Annotated in this window: 22 protein-coding genes, 1 tRNA gene and 1 pseudogene; 8 read left to right on the top strand and 16 right to left on the bottom strand. The window is 66.5% G+C overall.

Going from position 1 to position 23,525, the window contains the following annotated elements:
* Position 1: 1 nt before the first annotated feature.
* The 3 genes from cysW to OVA11_RS11215 form a co-directional block, all read right to left on the bottom strand.
* A complete protein-coding gene (cysW, locus tag OVA11_RS11225; protein ID WP_268067460.1) occupies positions 2 to 859 on the bottom strand; it encodes a sulfate ABC transporter permease subunit CysW in 858 nt (285 codons plus the stop codon).
* Entirely contained in the window at positions 859 to 1,731 is an 873-nt protein-coding gene (cysT, locus tag OVA11_RS11220) for a sulfate ABC transporter permease subunit CysT (protein WP_268068949.1), read from the bottom strand. Before cysT ends, cysW begins: the two co-directional genes overlap by 1 nt.
* A 645-nt stretch (positions 1,732 to 2,376) precedes the next feature.
* Positions 2,377 to 2,451 (bottom strand) — tRNA-Lys (locus OVA11_RS11215).
* A 127-nt stretch (positions 2,452 to 2,578) separates the two neighbouring features.
* Here OVA11_RS11215 and OVA11_RS11210 point away from each other — a divergent pair.
* A complete protein-coding gene (locus tag OVA11_RS11210; RefSeq protein ID WP_010919463.1) occupies positions 2,579 to 3,271 on the top strand; it encodes a hypothetical protein in 693 nt (230 codons plus the stop codon).
* Here the strand turns inward: OVA11_RS11210 and tgt are convergent.
* On the bottom strand, positions 3,268 to 4,383 hold the full coding sequence (tgt, locus tag OVA11_RS11205; protein ID WP_268067458.1) for a tRNA guanosine(34) transglycosylase Tgt: 1,116 nt from the start codon (positions 4,381 to 4,383) through the stop codon (positions 3,268 to 3,270). The genes OVA11_RS11210 and tgt overlap by 4 nt on opposite strands.
* Entirely contained in the window at positions 4,383 to 5,483 is a 1,101-nt protein-coding gene (queA, locus tag OVA11_RS11200) for a tRNA preQ1(34) S-adenosylmethionine ribosyltransferase-isomerase QueA (protein WP_268067457.1), read from the bottom strand. Before queA ends, tgt begins: the two co-directional genes overlap by 1 nt.
* An 86-nt stretch (positions 5,484 to 5,569) precedes the next feature.
* Between queA and OVA11_RS11195 the strand changes: the two genes are divergently transcribed.
* On the top strand, positions 5,570 to 6,214 hold the full coding sequence (locus OVA11_RS11195) for a hypothetical protein (RefSeq protein WP_268067456.1): 645 nt from the start codon (positions 5,570 to 5,572) through the stop codon (positions 6,212 to 6,214).
* Positions 6,215 to 6,255: 41 nt separating this feature from the next.
* The gene (locus OVA11_RS11190; RefSeq protein WP_268067455.1) at positions 6,256 to 7,233 is read left to right on the top strand and encodes an endonuclease/exonuclease/phosphatase family protein; all 978 of its coding nucleotides are present in this window, start codon (positions 6,256 to 6,258) and stop codon (positions 7,231 to 7,233) included.
* Positions 7,234 to 7,399: 166 nt separating this feature from the next.
* On the opposite strand, the gene OVA11_RS11185 is transcribed toward OVA11_RS11190, so the two are convergent.
* The 5 genes from OVA11_RS11185 to gyrA form a co-directional block, all read right to left on the bottom strand.
* Positions 7,400 to 7,867: a peptidylprolyl isomerase gene (locus tag OVA11_RS11185; protein ID WP_268067454.1), complete on the bottom strand. Its 468-nt coding sequence runs from the start codon at positions 7,865 to 7,867 to the stop codon at positions 7,400 to 7,402.
* Positions 7,868 to 7,958: 91 nt separating this feature from the next.
* The gene (locus OVA11_RS11180; RefSeq protein WP_268067453.1) at positions 7,959 to 8,807 is read right to left on the bottom strand and encodes a peptidylprolyl isomerase; all 849 of its coding nucleotides are present in this window, start codon (positions 8,805 to 8,807) and stop codon (positions 7,959 to 7,961) included.
* Entirely contained in the window at positions 8,804 to 9,637 is an 834-nt protein-coding gene (locus tag OVA11_RS11175) for a peptidylprolyl isomerase (protein WP_268067452.1), read from the bottom strand. Before OVA11_RS11175 ends, OVA11_RS11180 begins: the two co-directional genes overlap by 4 nt.
* A gap of 157 nt (positions 9,638 to 9,794) precedes the next feature.
* A complete protein-coding gene (gene coaD, locus OVA11_RS11170; protein ID WP_010919455.1) occupies positions 9,795 to 10,286 on the bottom strand; it encodes a pantetheine-phosphate adenylyltransferase in 492 nt (163 codons plus the stop codon).
* A gap of 26 nt (positions 10,287 to 10,312) precedes the next feature.
* Positions 10,313 to 13,072, bottom strand: a complete 2,760-nt coding sequence (gene gyrA / locus OVA11_RS11165; protein WP_268067451.1) for a DNA gyrase subunit A — start codon at positions 13,070 to 13,072, stop codon at positions 10,313 to 10,315.
* A 124-nt stretch (positions 13,073 to 13,196) separates the two neighbouring features.
* Between gyrA and sodC the strand changes: the two genes are divergently transcribed.
* Positions 13,197 to 13,721, top strand: a complete 525-nt coding sequence (gene sodC / locus OVA11_RS11160; protein WP_268067449.1) for a superoxide dismutase[Cu-Zn] — start codon at positions 13,197 to 13,199, stop codon at positions 13,719 to 13,721.
* Positions 13,722 to 13,770: 49 nt separating this feature from the next.
* Here the strand turns inward: sodC and OVA11_RS11155 are convergent, their stop codons facing one another.
* Together OVA11_RS11155 and OVA11_RS11150 are read right to left on the bottom strand one after the other, a co-directional pair.
* Positions 13,771 to 14,712 carry a DMT family transporter gene (locus tag OVA11_RS11155; protein ID WP_268067448.1) on the bottom strand — a complete coding sequence of 314 codons (942 nt, stop codon included), beginning with the start codon at positions 14,710 to 14,712 and terminating at the stop codon, positions 13,771 to 13,773.
* Positions 14,709 to 15,971: an adenosylmethionine--8-amino-7-oxononanoate transaminase gene (locus tag OVA11_RS11150; RefSeq protein WP_268067447.1), complete on the bottom strand. Its 1,263-nt coding sequence runs from the start codon at positions 15,969 to 15,971 to the stop codon at positions 14,709 to 14,711. The genes OVA11_RS11155 and OVA11_RS11150 overlap by 4 nt, the downstream gene beginning before the upstream one ends.
* A gap of 70 nt (positions 15,972 to 16,041) precedes the next feature.
* Between OVA11_RS11150 and bioF the strand changes: the two genes are divergently transcribed.
* Positions 16,042 to 17,196, top strand: coding sequence for an 8-amino-7-oxononanoate synthase (bioF, locus tag OVA11_RS11145; RefSeq protein WP_268067446.1), 1,155 nt, complete (start codon positions 16,042 to 16,044; stop codon positions 17,194 to 17,196).
* Positions 17,193 to 17,852, top strand: a complete 660-nt coding sequence (bioD, locus tag OVA11_RS11140; RefSeq protein WP_268067445.1) for a dethiobiotin synthase — start codon at positions 17,193 to 17,195, stop codon at positions 17,850 to 17,852. The genes bioF and bioD overlap by 4 nt, the downstream gene beginning before the upstream one ends.
* Positions 17,853 to 17,961: 109 nt before the next feature.
* Here the strand turns inward: bioD and OVA11_RS11135 are convergent.
* A pseudogene (locus tag OVA11_RS11135) lies at positions 17,962 to 18,831 on the bottom strand (NAD(P)-dependent oxidoreductase); the annotation flags it as partial.
* 105 nt (positions 18,832 to 18,936) lie between these two features.
* Between OVA11_RS11135 and OVA11_RS11130 the strand changes: the two are divergent.
* Positions 18,937 to 19,833, top strand: coding sequence for a flagellar motor protein MotB (locus OVA11_RS11130; protein WP_268067443.1), 897 nt, complete (start codon positions 18,937 to 18,939; stop codon positions 19,831 to 19,833).
* 100 nt (positions 19,834 to 19,933) lie between these two features.
* Positions 19,934 to 20,773, top strand: a complete 840-nt coding sequence (locus OVA11_RS11125; protein ID WP_268067442.1) for an arginyltransferase — start codon at positions 19,934 to 19,936, stop codon at positions 20,771 to 20,773.
* A 39-nt stretch (positions 20,774 to 20,812) separates the two neighbouring features.
* Here the strand turns inward: OVA11_RS11125 and OVA11_RS11120 are convergent, their stop codons facing one another.
* Genes OVA11_RS11120 through OVA11_RS11110 form a run of 3 tightly spaced genes read right to left on the bottom strand, consistent with a single transcriptional unit; the run spans position 20,813 to position 23,498 of the window.
* Entirely contained in the window at positions 20,813 to 21,580 is a 768-nt protein-coding gene (locus OVA11_RS11120) for an SDR family oxidoreductase (protein ID WP_268067441.1), read from the bottom strand.
* A gap of 11 nt (positions 21,581 to 21,591) precedes the next feature.
* Positions 21,592 to 22,527: an NAD(P)H-dependent flavin oxidoreductase gene (locus OVA11_RS11115; protein WP_268067440.1), complete on the bottom strand. Its 936-nt coding sequence runs from the start codon at positions 22,525 to 22,527 to the stop codon at positions 21,592 to 21,594.
* A gap of 8 nt (positions 22,528 to 22,535) precedes the next feature.
* Positions 22,536 to 23,498 (bottom strand): quinone oxidoreductase family protein, encoded by a 963-nt coding sequence (locus OVA11_RS11110; RefSeq protein WP_268067439.1) that lies wholly within the window; start codon positions 23,496 to 23,498, stop codon positions 22,536 to 22,538.
* Positions 23,499 to 23,525 lie beyond the last annotated feature (27 nt).

The following is a 23,525-nucleotide window of genomic DNA, read 5'->3' as shown; positions in this document are numbered from 1 at the left end:
TTCAGTGTCCGCGACGGCCACGCACGTCCGGCTGAGCGATCTCAAGCGCCGTCTTCAGCACCAGAGTCACCACCGCCAGAAGGCAGAGCAGCGCCGCCACGGCGAAGGCGCCGACAAAGTCGTACTCGTTGTAGAGGATCTCGACGTGCAGCGGCATGGTGTTGGTCAAGCCCCGGATGTGGCCGCTGACCACCGAGACCGCGCCGAACTCGCCCATGGCGCGGGCGTTGCACAGCAGCACGCCATAGAGCAGCCCCCAGCGCACGTTGGGCGCGGTGACCCGCCAGAAGGTGTAGAGCCCGCTGGCGCCCATCGAGATGGCCGCCTCCTCCTCGCTGGTCCCCTGCTCCTGCATCAGCGGGATCAGTTCGCGCGCCACAAAGGGGAAGGTCACGAACACCGTCGCCAGCACGATACCCGGCACGGCGAAGATGATCCTGATGTCGTTGTCGAGCAGCCACTCGCCAAACCAGCCCTGCAGGCCAAAGATCAGCACATAGATCAGGCCCGCGACTACCGGCGAGACCGAAAATGGCAAGTCAATCAGGGTGATCAGCAGGGCCTTGCCGCGGAAATCGTGCTTGGCGATCGCCCAGGCTGCGCAAAGTCCGAACACCGCGTTGAACGGAACCGCGATGGCCGCTGTCAGCAAGGTCAGCTTCACCGCCGCCAGAGCGTCGGGTTGACTGGCCGCAAAGATCGCCGCGTCCAGGCCCTTTCGAAGCGCCTCCGCGAACACCGCGACCAGCGGCAGGAACAGCACCAAGGCCAGAAAGGCAAAAACGGCGCCGATCAGCAGGATCTTGGCCCACGCCGGATCATCGGTGGCGCCCCGCGCCTTGGAACTTGCGGCTCCCATCAGTCGAACCTCCGCGCCCAGGCCTGGATGGCGTTGATGATCAGCAGCATCAGGAACGAGACCGCCAGCATCACGACTGCGATCGTCGCCGCGCGCGCGTACTCGAACTGCTCCAGCTGGATGATGATCAGCAGCGGGGCGATCTCCGACCGGTAGGGCATGTTGCCGGCGATGAAGATCACCGAGCCGTACTCGCCCACACCGCGCGCGAAGGCCATGGCGAAGCCCGTCAGCCAAGCCGGCGCCAGCGCCGGCAGAATGATCCGGGCGATCGTCTGGATTCGGCTGGCGCCCAGGCTGGCCGCGGCCTCCTCGACATCGGCGGCGGCGTCACGCATCACAGGCTCGACGGTGCGCACGACAAAGGGCAAGCCGATGAAGACCAGCGCGATCACCACCCCCACGGGGTTGTAGGCCGCCTTGACGCCCAGCGGCGTGAGAAACTGTCCGACCCACCCCGTCGGCGCATACAGCGTCGCCAGGGCGATACCGGCAACCGCGGTCGGGAGCGCGAAAGGCAGGTCGACCAGAGCGTTCACCAGAGTCTTGAACGGGAACTCGTAACGCACAAGCACCCAGGCTGTGAGGACGCCGAACACCCCATTGATCGCCGCCGCCACGAACGCCGCCCCAAAGCTCAGCCGATAGGCGGCCATGGCGCGCTCCGACGTCGCCACTGCCCAGAACTCGGCCGGCGAGTGTTGCGCGGCCTTGAGAACCACGGCGCTCAGAGGGATCAGGATCAGCAGGGAGACAATCGTCAGCGTCACGCCCATGGTCAGGCCGAAGCCCGGTATGGCTGACCGCTTGCGGAAAAACGGCTTTCGCGCTGTCTGAACTGGCGGCCGCTGATCGGCGGTGTCGGCGGTCATCGTCTGATCGTCGTCCAGGGTCCAGAACCGCCAGCAGCGCGGCGCGATGGGGGCGACGTCACGATCCCCGAGGGGGATCACCGACATCGAGCGAGAGCCGCTTAAATCTCTACCATGTCGATCGGGCAAACGAGAAAAGCCACATCACGATCACAGAAAAACTACGCCCGAGATCAGCGACACAATGACGCTCCCGGATCGCCATGATCAAGGGGCGGCCCTTGCGCCTCAGCGCGTCGGTGAACGCGCCGAACAGGGCGGACAGGCCCGAGGGCGCGCCCCACAGATAAGATCAAGCCATGGCCGCCGCCTTAGGCCTGGGACCACGGAGGCGCGGAAGGGCTCCGTGCGGAAGACGTCGCCGGGCGTAGAGGCGGCATGGGGATAGACTAGCGCCAACCCAAGACGCCGCCCGTCCCTGTGATGACGGCTGGGGGGATGAGCGAGGGCGATGCTGGTCGGGTCAATCCCGACCTGTCGCTGATCGAAGACAACGCTAGACCAAGTGCGCTCCGCGTTGTTCAGCGCGCATCAAGAACGTGGCGCCCAGCGCCGGGGCAGCGCGGCGCACAAGGGGCGGCGCTTCAGCAATCGCAGTGTCTAACCCAACCCATCGCATTGTTTCTGCTTGGGTATTCGGGGAGTTGGTAGGCCGGCTGGGACTCGAACCCAGGACCATTCGATTAAAAGTCGAATGCTCTACCACTGAGCTACCGGCCCGCTCACGATCCGGCGGGGACCGGTGGAAGCGGCGCGGAACATAGTCGGGGGTCGCCTGCGTCGCAAGCACGGTTTCGCCGTTTTTGCGTGGGATGACGGTAAAGCTGTGTACGCGTTAGGGTGACTCATGCGTCGAACCTTGCTTTTGGCGGCCTTTTGCGGCGCGACGCTCGCCGCGAGCGCTTCCGCGCGCGCTCAACAAGCCCCCGCCGCCGGAAGCGACGAGCGGATCAAGTCAACCTCCGAGGCCAACAAGGAAGGAATCACCGGCGCGGTCAGCGCCCCGCTGCGCGACGTGAACATCGTCCGCACCAAGATCCCGCGCATTCTGCTGGAGGCGATGGATGATCCCTACCAGCGCCCTGCCCGCGCGGACTGCCGGACGCTGATCGCCCTGGTTCAGCCGCTCGACGCCGCCCTGGGCGAGGATATCGATCGCAACCCGCCCCAGGAAAACGAGGATCTGATGGATCGGGGGCGCAAGGCCGCCGGTGACGCCGCGCTGGGCGCGATCGCCAGCACCGCCCAGGATCTGATTCCCCTGCGAGGCTGGGTGCGCAAGCTGACCGGGGCCGAACGGCACGACAAGCTCGTGCAAAGCGCTATAGCCTCGGGCGCTGTGCGCCGGGCCTATCTGAAGGGCCTCGGCGAAGCGCGCGGCTGTCCCCCGCCGGCCACGCCTCAGCACAAGCCTCCCACTGCGCCGCCGGTGGTCGATCCCGGCATGCCGCCGCCGCCTGACCCCTATGGTCCCCGGCGTCCGCGATTCCCGATCGTCAAGGAAGAAGCTCCTCGGGTTCCCAACGGCCCTGAAGACTAACCGCCGAGGTGTCGCGCGGCGAAATCGCGCCGGAACTGCTCGAAGCGCCCCTCCGCGATGGCCGCGCGCATCGCGGCGGTCAGCGCCTGGAAGAACGCGATATTGTGCCAGGACAGCAGCACCTGGCCGAGGATTTCCTCGGCCTTGAAGAGGTGGCGCAGATAGGCCTTCGAATAGTCGCGGCTGGCGGGGCAGTCGCTGGCGGAATCCAGCGGCGTCTCGTCCTCGGCGTACTTGGCGTTCTTCAGGTTGATGGGACCATCCCAGGTCCAGGCCTGACCGTGACGGCCGGAGCGCGTGGGCAGCACGCAGTCGAACATGTCGACGCCTCGGGCCACCGCCTCGACCAGATCGATCGGCTTGCCCACGCCCATCAGATAGCGCGGGCGGTCTTCAGGTAGGAAACCCGGCGCATAGTCCAACACCTCGCACATCGCCTGGTGCCCCTCACCGACCGCCAGGCCGCCGATGGCGTAGCCGTCGAAGCCGATCTCGCGCAGGCGCTCGGACGACTCGCGGCGCAGGGCCTCGAAGGTCGAGCCCTGCTGGATGCCGAACAGGGCCTGGGTGTCGCGGGTTCCGAAGGCGTCCTTCGAACGCTTGGCCCAGCGCGCCGAAAGCTCCATGCCCTTGCGCGCCCTCGCCTCTTCCGCCGGCCAGGCGACGCACTCGTCCAGTTGCATGACGATGTCGCTGCCCAGAAGGTCGGCCTGGATTTCGATCGAACGCTCAGGCGTCAGCACATGCTTTGAGCCGTCGACGTGGCTGGAGAAGGTCACCGCCTCCTCGGTCAGCTTGCTGATGCCTGACAGGCTCATCACCTGGAAACCGCCGCTGTCGGTCAGGATCGGCTTGTCCCAGCGCATGAACTTGTGAAGCCCGCCCAGGCGCTTCACCCGCTCGGCCGAAGGCCGGAGCATAAGGTGATAGGTGTTGCCCAGGATGATGTCGGCGCCGGTGTCCTTGACCTGGTCGACCGTCATGGCCTTGACCGTCGCGGCGGTGCCGACCGGCATGAAGGCCGGCGTGCGGATATCGCCGCGCGGCGTCTTGAGCACGCCGGTCCGCGCCTTGCCGTCCGTGGCTTTGATCTCGAAGGGGAACGCGGCCATCAGCGGGTCTCGTCTTTGAACAGCAGGCTGCTGTCGCCGTAGGAATAGAAGCGGTAGCCCGTGGCGATCGCATGCTCATAGGCCGCGCGCATGGCCTCGGTCCCGGCGAAGGCGCTGACCAGCATGAACAGGGTCGACTTCGGCAGGTGAAAGTTTGTCATCAGCACATCAGCCGCCCGGAACCGGTAGCCCGGCGTGATGAAGATCGCGGTCTCGTCGGCGAACGGCCGCACAATCCCGTCTTCGCCCGTCGCGCTCTCCAGCAGCCGCAACGAGGTGGTGCCGACGCAGACGATGCGTCCGCCGGCCGCGCGCGCGGCGTTCAGGGCGTCGGCGATCTCTTGCGTCACCTGACCGTACTCGGCGTGCATCCTGTGTTCGGACACGTCGTCGGTCTTGACGGGCAGGAAGGTGCCCGCCCCGACGTGCAGCGTGACGAAGTGGAGCGAAACGCCCTTGGCCTTCAGGCGATCAAGCAGCTGGGGCGTGAAGTGTAGCCCCGCCGTCGGGGCGGCGACAGAACCATCCTCGCGGGCGTAGACCGTCTGGTAATCGGCGCGATCCCGCTCATCCTCGCCCCGCTTGGCGGCGATATAGGGCGGCAGCGGCATGTCGCCATGCTGGGCGATGCCGACATCCAGGTCCGGACCGGAAAGGTCGAACGCCAGGACGACTTCACCGCCGTCATGCTTCTCGGCGATCACAGCGTCCAGGCGGCCAAGTTCGCCGGCGCGGTCTTCGCGTCCGCCGAACGCGACCCGGTCGCCGACCTTCAGACGCTTGCCGGGGCGCATGAAAGCGCTCCAACGATCGGGCGCCAGGCGGCGGTGCAAGGTGGCCTCGACGGCCACGGGCGTGCCGTCGGCGCCGCCCGTCGTGCGACCTTCACGAAGACCGGAAAGGCGGGCGGGGATCACCCGCGTATCGTTGAACACCAGAGCATCCCCCGACTGAAGGAAGTCCGGCAGGTCGCTGACGACGTGATCGGCAAGAGGCTGACCAGGGCGCACGACCAGAAAGCGCGCTGTGTCGCGAGGCTCTGCGGGTCGCAACGCGATGCGGTCCTCAGGAAGGTCGAAATCAAAATCGGAAAGTCGCATGGGCGGCTTCAAGCACATGATGGCCGCCCAAGGTCAAGACGCGCCTGTCTTCGCGGCTCGCTAGACAACGCCGCTCGCCAGATCGCATGCTCGCAGCGAAGACGATTGAGGGCCCCATCGTGATGAAACGCCTGCTTGTTCCGTTCGTGGCGCCGCTCGCGCTCCTGGCCGCCTGCGAAGACCCGGCAAGCCAACCGACCAAGCCCCCGCCCGCGACGCAATCAGCGGCCAAGCCAGCGCAGGAAGGCCCCGCTCCGTCGGCCGTCGCAGGCTTTCAGCATGACCCCAAACTGGACGCCTTCGGCTACTACTTCAGCGAAACTCCGATCCGATCGGGCGACTGGGAACTTTCCTCCCTGCATATCGGGGCCTTGGACGACTTCGCGGCTTGGGAGGGCGGCAAACGTACCAGCACCTACGCCCCGATCTTCCTGGAGTTCGACAATGTCACCAGCCCCACCGCCGTCAGCGAACTGGGGCAGACCTACTATACCGTCAGCATACGCCTTCTGCCGGAAGCCTATCGCGTGAACACGCGCGAGGTGGTCTATCGCGCCAAGGATCCGAAGCTTGGCGAGATCGTCTTTACCGGCGCCTTTGACCTGGAGGCGCTCGCGGCGGCCAAGAGCGGCGAGGCGCAGGGCGCAGATCGACCTGTTCTACGCGGCGATCTCACCGTGGGCGCCCTGCGGCTGCGCAACATCGCCCTCAGCTATTTCGCCGGCGACTAGATCGCTCTTTCACCGTCGCAAAGGCGTGCTAAGGGCCATCCATGCGCTTGCTCGCCCAACTTCTCAGCCTGCTTTTCCGCGGCACCGCGCTGATGCTCGGTCTGGTGGGCGCTGGCATGGCCCTCGTCTGTCTCGGCGGCGCGTTCAGCGATCGGCTGGACGCCTTCACCCACGCCGCGCCGCTATGGCTGGCGATGGCTGTTGGGGCGGTGGTCCTGGGCGGCGTCTGCGCCCGTGGCGCGGAGCGGTGGGTTATGGTCTCCCTCGGAGGGATCGGCCTGCTGGCATGCGCCATCCTGATGGCGCCGGAACTCTGGGCCGCCGCGCGCTTCAAGCCGGCGACGGTCGCCCAAAGTGATCTCAAGGTCGTCCAGTTCAATGTCTGGCACAGCAATCAAACGCCGGAAAAAAGCCTCGCCTGGATCCTCGCCCAGGAGGCCGACGTGGTGGTTCTCGAGGAAGGCGGCGGCGACTCGCGCTTGATCGTCAAAGCGCTCCGCGCGAACTACCCCTTCGCCTCATGCGCAAAGGGCGCGCGCTGCGACACCTGGATCTTCTCCCGCAAGAAAATGATCGCCAGGGGCGGCGATTCCCGCGAAGGCCCCTATCTCTCGGTCGCCTGGGCCACCCTGGCCGACCCGAAAGGTCCGTTCACGGTCATGGGCGTGCACTACACGTGGCCGGTTCCGGCGGGACCGCAGCAGGCGCAAGCCCGCAAGCTGATTGGCCTCACGTCCAAATTCGATCGCAAGAGCCTGATCCTGGCCGGCGACTTCAACTCGACCCCATGGTCCTTCAGCTTGAAGCGACAGGACGAGGCCGTGGGACTGTACCGCTGGACGCGGGCGATGGCTTCCTGGCCGGCGGGCAAGTTCTCGCGGATCATGGCCGCGCCCGCTCCATTGTTGCCGATCGATCACGTCTACGCAGGCGAGCAATGGCGCGCGGTCAGGGTTGAACGTGGTCCGGCTCTGGGTTCGGACCATCGCCCGATCGTGGTGACGTTCCGCCGCCAATAGAAAACGGCCCCGGACGAAGTCCGAGGCCGTCTGCCGATCTCTGCGTGAGATCCTAGAGCCTGTCTGGTTTAGATGGAACCCTCTAAACCAGATAAACACGATTTAAAATCAAATACTTAGAGCCCTCTCAACCGCTTTGGATGATTCCATCCAAAGCTAAAGGGCTCTAGGCGTCAGCGGCGATCTTGGCGCTGACGATCTTGCCCGGCGCGCGCGGCGGCTCGCCCTTCGGCAGGGCGTCGACATGTTCCATGCCTTCGGTCACCTGACCCCAGACAGTGTATTGCTTGTCGAGGAATGTGGCGTCGTCGAAGACGATGAAGAACTGGCTGTTGGCCGAGTCCGGGTTCGGTGTGCGGGCCATCGAGCAGACGCCGCGAACGTGCGGTTCGTCGTTGAACTCGGCCTTCAGATCCGGCTTGTCCGAACCGCCACGGCCGGTGCCGCTCGGATCGCCGCCCTGGGCCATGAAGCCCGGGATCACGCGGTGGAAGACGACGCCGTCGTAGAAGCCTTCGCGCACCAGTTCCTTGATGCGGGCCACGTGACCCGGCGCCAGGTCGGGGCGCAGCTTGATGGTGACCGGACCGCTCTCGAGCGTCAGGATCAGGGTGTTTTCGAGGTCGGCCGACATGGTCTTCCCTTGGATGGCGAGTGTTATCCGCGCTTCTAGCGCGGTTCACGCCCGCCTGTGAACCAAGTTGCGGCCGGAAATCGGTTTAGCCTCAGCGGACCTCGACCGGGAGCGCGATATCGCAGACCGAGAAGTCCGCGCCCTTCTCAGCGCGCAGGCGTTTGGTCTCGGCTGCGAACCAGGGACCCTTGGGGTCGATCACGCGCACCTTGGGCCGCTCGCTCTCGGGGATGTCCGAGAGCAGACGGACCTTCTGCATCATGTCCTGCGGCGCGGGAACCGGTTCGCCGGTCTTGATGGCGCGAACGGCCTCCAGGCCGCTGATCACACGACCAAACGCCGTATAGCGCTTGTCGAGCGACGGATAAGGCTGGCGCATCAGAAAGAACTGGCTGTTGGCGGAGTTGTTATCCTCACTCCGCGCCATGCCGATCACGCCAGGGCAATAGGTGGCCCAGGCGGCGACCTTCTTGTCGCTGGTGACGTCGCTCCAGCTCCAGTTCTGGCTTACGACGGGCAGCGACTTGATGTAGCCGACCTCAAGCCCGGCCGGCGCGGCCATCGGTACAAAGCCCGTGTCGGCGGCGCGCCGGAACGTGAACTCGGCCTTCAGGTTCGGGCGATCCGAACCGCCCTCGCCCGTGTTCGTAGGGTCACCGGTCTGAGCCATGAAACGGTCAATGACGCGGAAGAACGTACGGCCGTCATAGACACCCGCGCGGGTCAGGTCCTGCAGGCGCGCCACATGATTGGGGGCGACCTCTGGAACCAGCTCGACCAGCACGCGGCCCTTGTTGGTGTCGATCACCATGATCGACTCTGGCGCAGGCGTACGCCAGTCAAGCTCGCCCGGCTTCGCCGTCTTCGGCGCCGCCGCTGCGACACTGGCGCAGGCGGCAAGACAAAGGCCAGTCAGAAGCGCGCGCGAGAGCATCATCATTTCACCTGGGCGGGGACGTCGACGTCACAATTGGTGAAGCTGGAGCCCAGCTCGCCCTGGCGCTTGGTCACCAGAGCCTTGAACGCGGGGCCGCGCGTGTCCATGACCTGGATCGTCGGGCGCTTGTCCGCCGGGATATCGGCCAGGACCTTCACGCTCAGCATCTTGTCCTGCGGGTCCGGAACCGGCTCGCCGGTCTTGATGGCCTTGACCACATCCACGCCCTGCAGCACGCGGCCGAAGGCCGTGTAGGTCTTGTCGAGGCCCGCGTTCGCCGCGCGCATGAAGTAGAATTGGCTGTTGGCGCTATTGGGGTCACCCGCCCGCGCCATGCCCACCACGCCGGGGCAGAAGTTGCCCCAGGTCGACACCTTGCGGTCGGCGGTCATGACGGCCAGGGCGGAGGGCTGGCTGGTGACGGGCAGCGCGTAGACCCAGCCCGACTCGTTGCTGCCCACCTTGAAACCGGCGCCTAGCGGCATGTCGGCGCCGCGACGGAAGTTGAACTCCGCGGTCAGGTCCGGGAGGTCCGATCCGCCTTCCCCGGTGTTCTTCGGGTCGCCTGTCTGGGCCATGAAATCCGAGATCACGCGGAAGAAGCTCAGGCCGTCATAGAAGCCGCTCTTGGCCAGGCCGCGCACGCGCTCGACGTGGTTCGGCGCGACCTCGGGATAGAGTTCGGCGATGATGCGGCCCTTGTTGGTCTCGACCACCAGAACGTTGTTGGGGTCAGGCGTGCGCCAGTCAGACACGGCCTGGGCGGAGGCCGCGCCAAAGGAAACCGTGGTGGCGGCCAGCGCCAGCGCGGCGGCGGTCGTGGCGAGCTTCATGAAGTACCCCGAACAGAACAGTCGCGGCCGGGCGTAGAACGCCACGGCCTCCCCGACAAGTGCGACGGTCGTTGAAGCGCAGGAATTCGGCCGGATAACGGCGGAGCCTGGAGCATTTTCCGATAAGTGTGAGCCAGTTATCGGATAGGAAAGGGCTCTAGCCCTTTCCGACCTTGGCCAACAACTGCTGCGCCACGCCGGGCGGCACGAACTTGCCGATGTCACCGCCGAGGGTCGCGATTTCTTTCACCAGCCGTGAAGCAATCGCCTGGTGGCGCGGATCGGCCATCAGGAACACCGTTTCGATTTCGCGATCCAGCTGCTGGTTCATGGCCGTCATCTGGAATTCGTACTCGAAGTCGGCCACGGCCCGCAGGCCGCGCACGATCATCTGGGCGTTCACGTCGCGGGCGAAGTGCATCAGCAGGCTGTCGAAGGGCCGCACCTCGATCTCGGCGATCTTCTTGAGATGCGCGGTCTCGCGCTCGAGGATCTCGACCCGCTCCTCCAGAGAGAACAGCGGGCCCTTGCCGATGTTGATCGCGACGCCGATCACCAGCTTGTCGACCAGCTTCACGGCCCGCCCGATGATGTCGAGGTGACCGTTGGTGACCGGGTCGAACGTACCCGGATAAAGCCCGACCCGCATGCAACCCCCTATTCTGGTTCCGAGGGTTACGGGGTCTCTTCCGCCCCGCTGTCCTCGCCCTGGTTGTCGTCCCCGCCGGAATCGGCGAGGCGCTCGACGCTGACGACGTGCTCGTCCTGCGCGGTGCGGAAGATGGTTACGCCCTGAGTATTCCGCGCCGCAACACGAATTTGCGAGACTGGCACCCGGATCAGTTGTCCCTGGTCGGTGACCAGCAGGATCTGATCGCTCTCGTCGACCGGGAACGAGCCCACCAGACGGCCGCCGCGCTTGCTCAGATCCTGAGCCGCCAGGCCCTGACCGCCACGGCCCGTGCGGCGGAAATCATAGGCGCTGGTCCGCTTGCCGAAGCCTTCCGACGAGACGGTCAGAAGGATTTCCTCGGCCGCGCCCAGTTCGGCGATGCGCTCCGGCGTCAGGGACGCTTCGCCAACCTCTTCTTCGCTATCATCCCCGATGGTCGTGGCGTCCTCGCCCTCCTCGCCCTCGGCGGCGCGCAGCATGGCGCGCTGGTGCTTGAGATAGGCGGCGCGCTCGGCCGGGGTGGCGTCCACGCTACGCAGGACGGCCATCGAGATGACCTGGTCACCATCCAGAAGCTTCACGCCACGCACGCCGGTCGAGTCGCGGCTGGCGAACACACGCACTTCATCAACCGAGAAGCGGATGCAGCGGCCGGCTGCCGTGGTCAGCAGCACGTCCTGGTCGGCGTTGCAGACCGCCACGCCGACAATACCGTCGCCCTCGTCCAGCTTCATCGCGATCTTGCCATTGCGACGCACATCCACGAAGTCGCTCAGCTTGTTGCGGCGAACACTGCCCGAGCGGGTGGCGAACATCACGTCCAGGCCGCCCCAGGTGGCCTCGTCCTCCGGCAGGGCCAGGATCGAGGTGATCGTCTCGCCCGGTTCGATCGGCAGCAGGTTGACGAACGCCTTGCCGCGCGAATTGGCGACGCCCAGCGGCAGGCGCCACACCTTCATCTTGTAGACCTTGCCGCCCGAGGTGAAGAACAGCAGCGGCGCATGGGTCGAGGCCGAGAACACGCGGGTGACGGCGTCCTCGTTCTTGGTCGCCATGCCCGACTTGCCTTTGCCGCCCCGGTGCTGGGTGCGGTAGTTGGCCAGCGGCGTACGCTTCACATAGCCGCCCATGGTCACGGTGATGACCATGTCCTCGCGGACGATCAGGTCTTCGTCTTCCATGTCGGCGTCGCCGTCGACGATCTGGCAGCGGCGCGGAATGGCGAACTTCTCGCGAACCTCGACCAGCTCCTCGCGGACCACGGCCATGATGTTGGCGCGGTCCGACAGGAGCTCCAGATAGCCGCGGATGGCGTCGGCCAGGGCTGCGGCCTCGTTGCCGATCTCGTCACGGCCAAGGCCGGTCAGGCGCGAGAGGGTTAGGGCCAGGATGGCGCGGGCCTGCTCGTCGGTCAGGCGGATCAGCCCGCCCTCTTCCTGCACCGTGCGCGGGTCGGCGATCAGCTCGACCAGCGGCAGCATGTCACCGGCCGGCCAGGACTTGGCCACCAAGCGCTCACGCGCCTCGGTCGGATCCTTGGACGAGCGGATGATGTGGATGAACTCGTCGATATTGGCGACGGCGATCGTCAAACCGACCAGCACGTGGCCGCGATCACGGGCCTTGCCCAGCTCGAACTTGGTCCGGCGGACGACGACTTCCTCGCGGAAGTCGACGAACAGCTGGATCAGCTGGTGCAGGCCCATCTGTTCGGGGCGCCCCCGGTTCAGGGCCAGCATGTTGACGCCGAACGAGCTCTGCAGGGCGGTGAAGCGATAGAGCTGGTTCAGGATCACCTCGCCCGAGGCGTCGCGCTTCAGCTCGACCACGATGCGCATGCCGTCGCGGTTGCTCTCGTCGCGGATGTCGGCGACACCCTCGATCTTCTTGTCGCGCACCAGTTCGGCGATGTGCTCGACCAGATTGGCCTTGTTCACCTGATACGGGATCTCGGTGACGATGATCGCTTCGCGCCCCGCGCGCAGCTCTTCCACGCTGGCCACGCCGCGCATGATCACCGAGCCACGGCCGGTCAGCAGCGCCTGGCGCGGACCCGCACGGCCGATGATCTCGCCGCCCGTCGGGAAATCGGGGCCGGGCACGAGATCAAGAAGTTGGTCGGTGGTGACGTCCGGCTGATCGATCAGCAGCAGACAGGCGTCGATGACCTCGCCCAGATTGTGCGGCGGAATGTTGGTCGCCATGCCGACGGCGATGCCGCCCGCGCCGTTGACCAGCAGGTTCGGGATCCGCGACGGCAGGACGGTGGGTTCCTGCTCCTTGCCGTCGTAGTTGTCGGCGAAATCGACCGTGTCCTTGTCAAGATCAGCCAGCAGGGCCATGGCCGGCGGGGCCATCCGGCACTCAGTGTAGCGCATGGCCGCGGGCATATCGCCGTCGACCGAGCCGAAATTGCCCTGGCCGTCGATCAGAACCAGACCCATCGAGAACGATTGGGTCATCCGAACCAGGGTGAAATAGATCGAGGCGTCGCCGTGCGGGTGATACTTACCCATGACGTCACCGACCACGCGGGCGGATTTGACGTAGGGACGCTCCGGCGTCTGGCCCTGCTCGTGCATCGAGAACAGCACCCGGCGGTGAACGGGTTTGAGACCGTCGCGCGCGTCCGGCAGGGCGCGACTGACGATCACGCTCATCGCGTAATCCAGATACGAGCGGCGGAGTTCGTCCTCGATATTGATCGGGGCGATATCCCCGCGCGAACCGTCAGCGGGGATGGTGTTGTGATCGTCGTTCAAGGGGATTTTTCGCCGTCAGAATCGAACACGGAACTGTCTAAAACTGTTAGCATTCGGATAGGGATGACGCCACCTTTCGGGGGGCTTCTCCCCATGGTTTCGCTTGAATTCGAAGGAAAAACGCATGACCCGACTTACCGTCGCCGCCGGGCTCGGCCTCGCCGCCCTGATCGCCGCCTCCCCGGCCCTGGCGCAAAGCATCGCGACCGCCGTCGTCAAGGCGGGCGACGGCAAGGACGCCGGGGTCGTGACGGTCACCGAAGCCCCGCGCGGAGTCCTTCTCAAGCTCGAACTCAAGGGGCTGACGCCGGGCTGGCACGCGGTGCATTTCCACGAAAAGGGCGACTGCGGGACGCCGGACTTCAAGTCGGCGGGCGCGCATGTCCATTCCGCCGCGACCACGGTGCACGGGCTGCTGAACCCCGACGCGAACGACAACGGCGACCTCCCGAACATCTTCGCGGGACCGGACGGCTCGGCGACGGCGGAAATCTACTCGACGCTCGTTTCGCTGAAGGGCGCCGGGGACCGCCCCGCCCTGCTGGACGCCGACGGTTCGTCGATCGTCGTCCACGCCAACCCCGACGACCACAAGACCCAGCCCATCGGCGGCGCCGGCGCACGTGTGGCCTGCGGCGTGATCAAGTAGCCATCATGAGCCTCCTCCCATGGCGGTCCGCCCGCCATGGGAATGGGCTCTAGGCCGTTTCCGCCAACGCCTCTTCGGCCCGCGCTCGCTTTTCCGTCAGGGCCACCAGCGCCACGCCGACCATCGTCGCCGCCCCGCCGATCAGCAGTTGCGGCGTAAGCTTGTCGCCCAGGAAAGCGACGCCGAGCGTGCAGGAGACCAGGGGCGTCAGCAGAAAATACGGCGTCACCCGGCCCGCCTCGCGCCGCTGGACCAGCCAGAAGAGCAGCGCGCTGGCGCCGATCGTTGAGACCACCCCTGCGAAGATCACGCACGCCCAGGCGATCGGCGGCGCGGTCATGACCCGTTCCACGACCTGGGTCTCGAACGCGAACGACATCGCCAGAAGGCTCGGCGCGGCGAACAGCGCCGTGACCGCCTGCACCTTCAGGGGTTTCGCGCCCGGCGTCATGCGGACCAGAATCGTCGCAACCGCCCAGCAGGCGCTGGCCAGCACGATCAGGACAATCGCAGGCAGATCACCGGAGGTGTGGGGATCCAGGGTCATCCAGGTGACCCCGACGAACGCGACGATCAGGCCCAGCACCGCCGGCAGCCGCATAGTCTCGCCGAGCAGTTTCCAGGCCACCAGAGCCGTGAACGGGATCCAGAGTTGGCTGGCCACCACGAGGGGGCTCAGCGACTGACCCATGCCGAATCCGACATAGACGAGACCGAAGTGGATCGGGCCGGTCAGCAGCACGATCGCCGCCAGTTTCTTGGGCTCGGGGAACGGCGGACGAATGAACGGAAACAGAAAGACCAGCGCGGCCAGGAAACGCAAACCGCCGACGGTCATGGGCGGCAAATAGGCGGTCGCGACCTTCGCGGCGGCGTTGTTGATCCCCCAGGTCATGATGATCGCGAAGATCGCCAGATACTCCAGGACCGAGAGCGGGGATGACTTGCCGGACATGGCCCCGCTTGGACCAGACCCGGCGAGCCCGGTCAATCGACGCCGACAACCTGTCGCACCGCCGAGGTGAGCCGCGAAAGATCCTCGTTTGGCGTCGTAAAGGCCGGTGTCAGATAGACCACCTTGCCCATCGGCCGGATCCAGACGCCCAGGGCGGCGAACCGCGCGCAGAAATCCGATACGGGCACGGGGGCCTCGAACTCGACGACGCCGATCGCGCCCAAGGTGCGGACATCGACCACGCCCTCTCCGGCCCGACACGGCTCAAGCCCTTCCGCCAGCGCCGCCGACACGCGCGCGACGTCGCGCGCCCAGGCGCCATCCTCGAACAGATCCAGCGAGGCGTTGGCGGCGGCGCAGGCCAGCGGGTTGGCCATGTAGGTGGGGCCATGCATGAGGGCCGCGCCCGGATCATCCGACCAGAAGGCCTCGAACACATGACGGCGGGCGACCGCCGCCGACAGCGGCAACGTCCCGCCGGTCAGGGCCTTGGACAGGGTGACGATATCCGGCTCGACGCCCGCCGCCTGCATGGCGAACAGCGTCCCGGTGCGGCCAAAGCCGGTGAAGATCTCGTCGAAGATCAGCAGCACGCCGTGCTTGTCGGCCAGGCGGCGAAGGGTCCGCAGCACCTCAGGCGGGTGCGGAAGCATCCCGCCTGCGCCCTGGATCAGGGGCTCCACCAGCATGGCGGCGATCTCGTGTCCGCGCACGGCGAGCAGAGCGTCGAGCGCCGCCTCGGACGCAGGGTCCCGGGGCAGGTCGGCGATCACCTGGGCCGGCATGACGCCCGCAAACAGGCTGTGCATCCCCTCCTCCGGATCGCAGACCGTCATCGTCGCCAGGGTGTCGCCGTGGTAGCCGCCCCGGAAAGCCAGGAACCGTGTGCGGCCGCTCACACCGCGATTGATCTGGTGCTGCAGCGCCATCTTCATCGCGATCTCGACCGCGACCGAGCCGCTTTCGGCGAAAAACACGTGATCGAGATCACCCGGCAGCAGGCTGGCCAGCCGCCTGGCGAGGCGATAGGCCGGCTCGTGCGCCAGGCCACCGAACATGACATGCGGCATGGCGCCGATCTGGGCCCGCAGCGCATCGGCAATGTGAGGATGGTTGTAGCCGTGACAGGCCGTCCACCAGGACGCCAGACCGTCGACCAGCTCTCGACCATCGTCCAGGACCAGCCGCGAACCGCGCGTCGCGACCACAGGCAACGGAGGCCGGGCGGTCTTCATCTGGCAATAGGGTCGCCAGACATGCGGCGCGCCTTCGGTCAGCCATCGGGGATCGGACATGTCGCTTTCCGTTTGCGGACTCGGGGCGCCTTGCCTATCCCCCGGCTCCATCGTCGGAAAGGGAAATGACATGCGCAGCCTCGACGCCTTCGCCGGCCAAAAGCTGGCGGCTCTCGACGCCCAGAGCCTCAGGCGGCGCCTGTCCCCGACCCGTCGCCACGACGGCGCGGTGGTCGAACGCAACGGCACGCGGATGATCTCGTTCTCCTGCAACGACTATCTGAACCTGTCACAGCACCATCTGGTGCGGGCTGCGGCGGCTGAGGCGGCGTTGAACTACGGCGCCGGCGCGGCGGCCTCGCGTCTCGTCACCGGCGATCATCCGCTGCTCTCCGATCTCGAAAAGCGCCTGGCGCGCTTGAAGGGAACCGAAGCGGCCTGTGTCTTCGGCTCCGGCTACCTGGCCAACACCGGGGTGATCCCGACCCTGGTCGGCCCCGGCGACGTCATCCTAATCGACGCTTTGGCCCACGCCTGCATCTGGGCGGGCGCGCAGTTGTCGGGCGCCAAGGTCGTCAAGTTCGCCCACAACGATCCGGCCGATCTTGAGCGGCTTCTGCTCGCCGAGCGTGGCGCGGCCCGCCACGCCCTGGTGGCCACGGACGGTGTCTTCTCGATGGACGGCGACATCGCGCCGCTGGACGCTTTGTCGGATCTTTGCCAGCGCCATGACGCCTGGCTGCTCAGTGACGACGCCCACGGCGTCGGCGTCCTCGCCGAGGGACGCGGCTCGGGCGCGCTCTTCCCGACCGCCAAGATCCCGCTGCAGATGGGCACATTGTCAAAGGCGCTGGGATCGTATGGCGGCTATCTGTGCGGCTCTCAGGCGGTGGTCGACCTTCTGAAGACCCGCGCCCGAACCCTGGTCTATGCGACCGGCCTGCCCCCCGCCTCCGCTGCGGCGGCGCTGGCTTCGCTGGACCTGATTGCGGCCAACCCGACGATGACCGACCTCCCGCTGGCCAAGGCGCGGCTGTTCACGCGCCGTCTGGGCCTGCCCGAGGCCTGCAGCCCCATCGTTCCTGTGGTGCTGGGATCGGCGGAAAGCGCCCTCGCCGCCTCTACGGAATTGCAGAACCAGGGCTTCCTCGTCGTCGCGATCCGCCCGCCGACGGTTCCAGACGGCACGGCGCGCCTGCGGATCGCCTTCAGCGCCGCCCATGACGACGCCGATATCATCCGACTGGCCGACGCCATCGCCAAGCTGCGGGAGACCGGCTCATGAATTCGCTCTTTGTCGCCGGCACGGGAACCGACCTTGGCAAGACCCATGTCGCTTGCGCGCTTCTGGAGGCTGCGCGCGCGCGGGGCCTGAGCGTTGACGCCTTCAAGCCCGTGGTCAGCGGCTTTGATCCGGACGCGGCGGGCGACAGCGACCCCGCCCGGCTGGCCCGCGCCCTGGGCCGTCCTGACGCCTGGGCAGAGGTTTCCCCGCGCCGCTACCGCGCGCCTTTGGCGCCGAACCTCGCCGCCCGGCTCGAGGGCGATACGCTGCAGATGGACGACCTGATCACCGACTGCCGGGGCTGGCTTTCGTCGCGAAACGTCGACCTGGCCCTGATCGAAGGCGCAGGCGGGGTGATGTCGCCGATGACCGACGAGGCGACCAATCTGGACCTGATGGTCGCGCTTGGACTGCCGGTCCTGCTGGTGGCGGGCAGCTATCTGGGCACAGCCAGCCATCTGCTCACGGCGCTGGAGGTCTTGCGCGCGCGTGGCCTGTCCATCGCGGCGATCGTGGTCAGCGAAAGCCTGGACGCGCCGGACCTGGATCAGACCCTGGGCCTGCTGAGCGCGTTCGAGCACCAGGCGCCGATCCTGAGCGCGCCCCGCGCCGGAACCTGGGACGCGGGGTCGCTGGTCGATCTGCTTGTAGCCTGAAGCGCGTTAGGTTTAAGTGTGAGCGGTTAAACCGCTCGAACGCGCTCCAAGTATATGAATTAGAGCTTATTTATCGGGTTTAGATGACTCCATCTAAACCAGACAGGCTCTAGCCGTCCTTCTCGAGGCGAGCCACCAGGCTGGAGGTATCCCAGCGGTTACCGCCCATCGCCTGCACCTCGGCGTAGAACTGGTCGATCAGGGCTGTGGCGGGCAGCGTGGCGCCGTTCGCTCGGGCCTCGTCCAGAGCGATCCCGAGGTCCTTGCGCATCCAGTCGACCGCGAAGCCGAAGTCGAACTTGCCCTGCGCCATGGTCGGCCAACGGTTCTCCATCTGCCACGACTGAGCCGCCCCCTTGGAGATCGCCGCCAGAACATCATCGGTCGGCAAACCGGCGCGCTTGGCGAAATGCAGCGCTTCGGCCACGCCCTGCACCACGCCGGCGATGGCGATCTGATTGCACATCTTGGTCAACTGGCCGGCGCCGACCTCGCCCATGCGCCGCACGGCCTTGGCGTAGACCTCGATCACAGGCAGCACCCGGTCATAGGCCGTCTGGTCGCCGCCGGCCATGATGGTCAGTTGGCCGCTCTCGGCGCCGGCTTGACCGCCGGAGACGGGCGCGTCGACGAAGGCTCTCCCGCCCTGGGCCGCGAGCGCCGCCATCTCCCGAGCCACCTTGGCCGATGTGGTCGTATGGTCGACGATCACGCCGCCCTCCCCCATGGCCGGCAGGACCTGCGCCACGACGTCGCGGACATCGTCGTCGTTGCCGACGCACAGCAGCACCACCTCGGCGCCCGCTACGGCCTGCGCGATGGTCTCGAACGCCGCTCCGCCATGCTTTTCAGCCCAGCGACGGGCCTTTTCGGGGGAGCGATTGTAAACAGCGACCTCATGGCCTGCGGCCTTCAGGTGACCGGCCATCGGGAAGCCCATCACGCCCATGCCGATAAACGCCGTCTTCATGCCGCTGCTCCAAAAAAGAAGGCTGGGATTACGCGCGCCATGACTATTCCGGCAACCCCATCTTAACGACCTTTGGGCAGGTTGCGGACTTAAGGTTAAGCAGGCTTAAGCACGATGGCGGTCAACAGCGAACAGCCGATCATCATCAAGAAGGTCAAGAAGGGCGGCGGTCATGGTCACCATGGCGGCGCCTGGAAGGTGGCCTATGCCGACTTCGTGACGGCGATGATGGCGTTCTTCCTGTTGATGTGGCTGCTGAACACGACCAGCCCCGAGCAAAAGCAGGGCATCGCCGACTACTTCGCGCCGGCCTCGATCGCGTCCACCACAAGCGGCTCGGGCGGCATCCTGGGCGGCACGTCGCTGGGCGATGACGGCGCCAAGGCCGACGGCAAGCTGTCGGTCGTCCAGCAGATGGCCCCCGAGGCCCAGGACGTCACCAAGGAAGCCCAGAGCAGCGAAACGGCCAGCCTGGACTCGGCAAGCGAGCAGGCCCTTCGCGACGCTCTCGCCAAGAAGGAGCAGGACAGCTTCGCCTCTGCAGCACAGTCCTTGCGCCAGTCGCTGCAAGACATGCCGGAACTGGCTGAACTCTCCAAGCAGATCCTGATCGACCAGACGCCCGAAGGCCTGCGCATCCAGCTCGTCGACCAGGAAGGTCGCTCGATGTTCAAGGAGAACTCGCGCGAGCCCAATGACCGGGCCCGGGTGCTGCTTCGCGCGGTCGCCAAGGTGATCAACCAGCTTCCGAACCGCGTGACCATTTCCGGCCACACCAGCGCCAACGCCTTCGGCAAGAAGCAGGACGGCGATTGGGCGCTCTCGGCCCAGCGCGCCGACGCGTCGCGGCAGGTGCTCCGCAGCGCCGGCGTCGACGATGACCGCGTCTATCAGGTGTCGGGCAAGGCCAACTCCGAACCACTCTACGCCGACGACCCGACCCTGGCGGGCAACCGGCGGATTTCCATCGTCCTGCTTCGAGAAAAGCCCGTACTGCCTGACGGCCTGTGACCGTTCTCTGCGCGTGGCTTCTTGTGGAGCTTGCGCAACGAAACGGTATGCCGCCTAATCTCGTTCAGGGTATCAGAGCGCTGAAAGGGACTGGCCAGACGTGACGCAGCATTTTCCGACGCGACAGCTTCGGTTCTTTCTGACGGCGCCCACGCCTTGCCCTTACCTGCCCGGTCGCGAGGAGCGGAAGGTCTTCGCCCACCTGCCGCTGTCCGACGGCCCCATCGTCAATGACAGCCTGACCCAGGTCGGCTTTCGCCGCTCCCAGAACATCGCTTATCGACCCGCCTGCGAGACATGCCGCGCATGTCAGTCCGCCCGGGCCCCGGCGGCAGAGTACATCCTGTCGCGCTCCGAGCGAAAGATCCTCGGCCGCAACGATGATCTGGAACGTCACCTGGTCGAGGCCGAAGCGACGCTGGAGCAGTTCGAGCTGCTGCGCCGCTATCTGCTGGCCCGCCACGCCGATGGCGGCATGGCGGAGATGACCTGGCCCGACTATGTGGCGATGGTCGAGGACACGGCGGTCCGTACGCACCTGATCGAGTATCGCCGCAAGTCACTCGACCGAGGCCCCGGCGATCTCGTGGCCTGCGTCCTGGTCGACGTGCTCGCTGACGGCCTGTCGCTGGTCTACAGCTTCTATGAGCCGGACCAGCCGCGTCGCAGCCTGGGCTCATTCATCATTCTGGATCACATCGTACAGGCGCAGCAGAACGCCCTGCCCTACGTCTATCTCGGCTATTGGGTGCCCGGCAGCGAGAAGATGGCCTACAAGGCGCGCTTCTCGCCGCTGGAGATCCTCAAGCCCGGCGGCTGGTCGCTGATGTCAGCCCGCGAGCGCGGCGCGCGGCCGCCGCGCGGGCCAGGCGCTCTCAAGGACGCCTGCGACCTGCCGCTCAGCGACGCCCAGCCGGCGGACATAGAAGACCTGGATTAGACGCTCCCCGCTCAGCAAGAACGAGGAGCGTCTGACCGATCACCGCGCGAAGCTGACGCCGCCGTCGACGGTCACCGCGCCGCCCATCACATAGTCGCCTGCGCGCGAGGCCAGATAGATGGCCGCGCCCGCCATGTCCTCGGCCTCGCCGATGCGGCCCGCGGGGATCATCTTGGCCACGGCGTCGGCGTGGTCGCGGGCGACCTTGTTCATGTCCGAGGCGAAGGCGCCCGGCGCGATGCAGCTGACGGCGATGTTCTCGGGCGCCAGACGCAGCGCCATGCGCTTGGTCATGTGCAGCAGGCCGGCCTTGGAGGCGCCATAGGGATAGGTCTCGTCCTTGGTGACCGACTGGCCGTCGATCGAGGCGATGTTGATCACCTTGGCCACACGGTCCTTGGCCGCCGCCCGCAGTTCGCCGATCAGGGCCTGGGTCAGGAAGAACGGCGTCTTCATGTTCAGGTCGACGGTCTTGTCCCAGCCGCTCTCGGGGAACTCGTCAAAGCCCGCGCCCCAGGCGGCGCCGGCGTTGTTGACCAGGATGTCGAGCTTGGGCTCGCGCTCCTTGATGCGGGCCGCCAGGCCCTGGATGCCTTCCAGGGTGGAGACATCGCCCGGCAGCGAAACGCATTCGCCGTATTGGCTCAGCTCCTCGGCGGCGGCGTCACAGGCGGCGGCCTTGCGGGCGGTGATGTAGACGCGCTTGGCGCCGTGGGTCAGGAAGCCCTTGACGATCATCGCGCCGATGCCGCGCGAGCCGCCGGTGACCAGGGCCACGCGGCCCTCGAGCGAGAAGAGATTTTGCATGGTCGTACCCTCTAGAAGCCGCGAGCCGCGGCCAGGGCGCCGAGACGCCCGGTGATCTGGTGAAACTGGGCGACGGTCTCGTCGATGATGTCCTGGGCGGACTTCACCTCGTTGATGAGGCCGACGGTCTGGCCGGCCAGGGCCGGCGCCGCCTCCATGTCGCCGCCGAAATAGACGCCGAGAATGTTCTTCAGAACGTCGGGCGGCATGACGCCCGCGTCGTGGATTTCCTTGGTCAGGTCAGACTTGATCGCCCGGATGCAAGGGCTGGCCTTCTTGTTCAGAACCCAGGTGCCGGTCTCCTTGGCCCCGGTGATAGCGGCCTTGTAGTTGGCGTGCACGGGACTCTCGGCCGAGCTGACGAAGCGCGTGCCCATCTGCACGGCCTCGGCGCCCAGGGCGAAGGCGGCGGCCATGCCGCGCCCGTCGCAGATGCCGCCGGCGGCGACCAGCGGCACGTCCACCTTCTCGCGGATGGCCTGCAGCAGGACCAGCGTCGAGACCTCCTCGGGGTTCTTGAAGCCGCCGCCCTCGGCGCCCTCCACCACGAGACCATCGACGCCGGCCTCCACGCACTTCACCGCCGCGTCGACGGTCGGCACGGCGTGGTAGACGACGATGCCGGCGTCCTTCAGCGGGCCGATGAACTTTGCGGGACTGCCGGCCGAGGTCGTCACGAACTTGACCCCGCTCTCGCAGACGAACCGCAGCATGGCGTCGTCACGCAGGAACATGATCGGCAGGTTCACCCCGAACGGCAGGCCGCTCTGGGCCATCTTGGTGATCTCGGCCTTGCAGTTCTCGGTCTCGCCGGACGAGGTCTCGATAATGCCCAGGCCGCCGGCGCGGGAGACTGCGCTGGCCAGTTGGTAGCGAGCGATCCAGCCCATGGGGGCCTGGATGATCGGATATTTCGCCCCGGTATGGGCAAGCACACGGTTGGTCATGATCGGCCTCAGGGAATGAGCAGCACGCGACCGACGGCCTGACGGCTTTCGATATAGGCGTGGGCGGCGGCGGCTTCGGACAGCGGGAAGGTGCGGTCGATGACCACCTCAAGCTCCCCGCGCGCGGCCTTCTCGATCAGGTCCTGGATCATGTCGTGGACGCGATCGGTCATGATCTCGGCGCCCAGGAACACGCCGGTGAGGCTGCGGTTGCCGCCCATCAGCGAGCCGACATCGACCTTCATCGGCTCGCGACCGGCGTTGCCGACCAGCGAGACGCGGCCGCGATAGCCCAAAGCCGCGAGGCTGCCCGCCAGCGTCGCGCCGCCGACGGGATCGACGACCAGATCGACGCCCTTGCCGCCGGTCAGCTTCATGACCTGCTCGACGAGATCATCGCGCTGATAGTTGATCCCGTGGTCCATGCCGAAAGGCTTCAGGCGCTCCAGACGTTCGTCGCTGGACGCCGAGGCCAGAACCGTCGCACCGGCCTGCTTGGCCAACTGGATGGCGGCGAGGCCCACGGCGCCGGCGCCGGCCTGCACCAGCACCGTCTCGCCGGCCTTCAGGCGCCCCGCGCCGAACAGGCACTCATGCGCCGTACCGAACGGCACCGGGATGGCCGCGGCCTTGTGGAGATCAAAGCCCTCGGGGATCGGCCAAGCGTTACGCGCCGGCACCGAGCGCAGTTCGGCGTGCGAGCCGAAGGCGTTCACGGTGACGACCTTCTGGCCGATCTTCAGGTGCGAGACCTCGGCGCCGACCTCGACGATCTCGCCGGCCGCCTGGTAGCCGACGATGTGCGGAACGCCCGCCATCTGGCCGCCCCCGCGATTCAGCGTATCGCCGCCCTCGATGCTGACGGCCTCGACGCGGATGACCACGCCCTGGGCGTGGCACACGGGATCAGGAACATCCTCATAGCGCAGGACGTCCGGAGCGCCGGTTTCGTAATAGACGGCCGCCTTCATGGGCGATCCTCCCTAGATTGGTTGACC

Origin of the sequence: Caulobacter sp. SL161 (assembly GCF_026672375.1) — a bacterium.
Lineage (GTDB): Bacteria > Pseudomonadota > Alphaproteobacteria > Caulobacterales > Caulobacteraceae > Caulobacter.
This window is presented reverse-complemented; position numbering and strand designations above follow the sequence as displayed.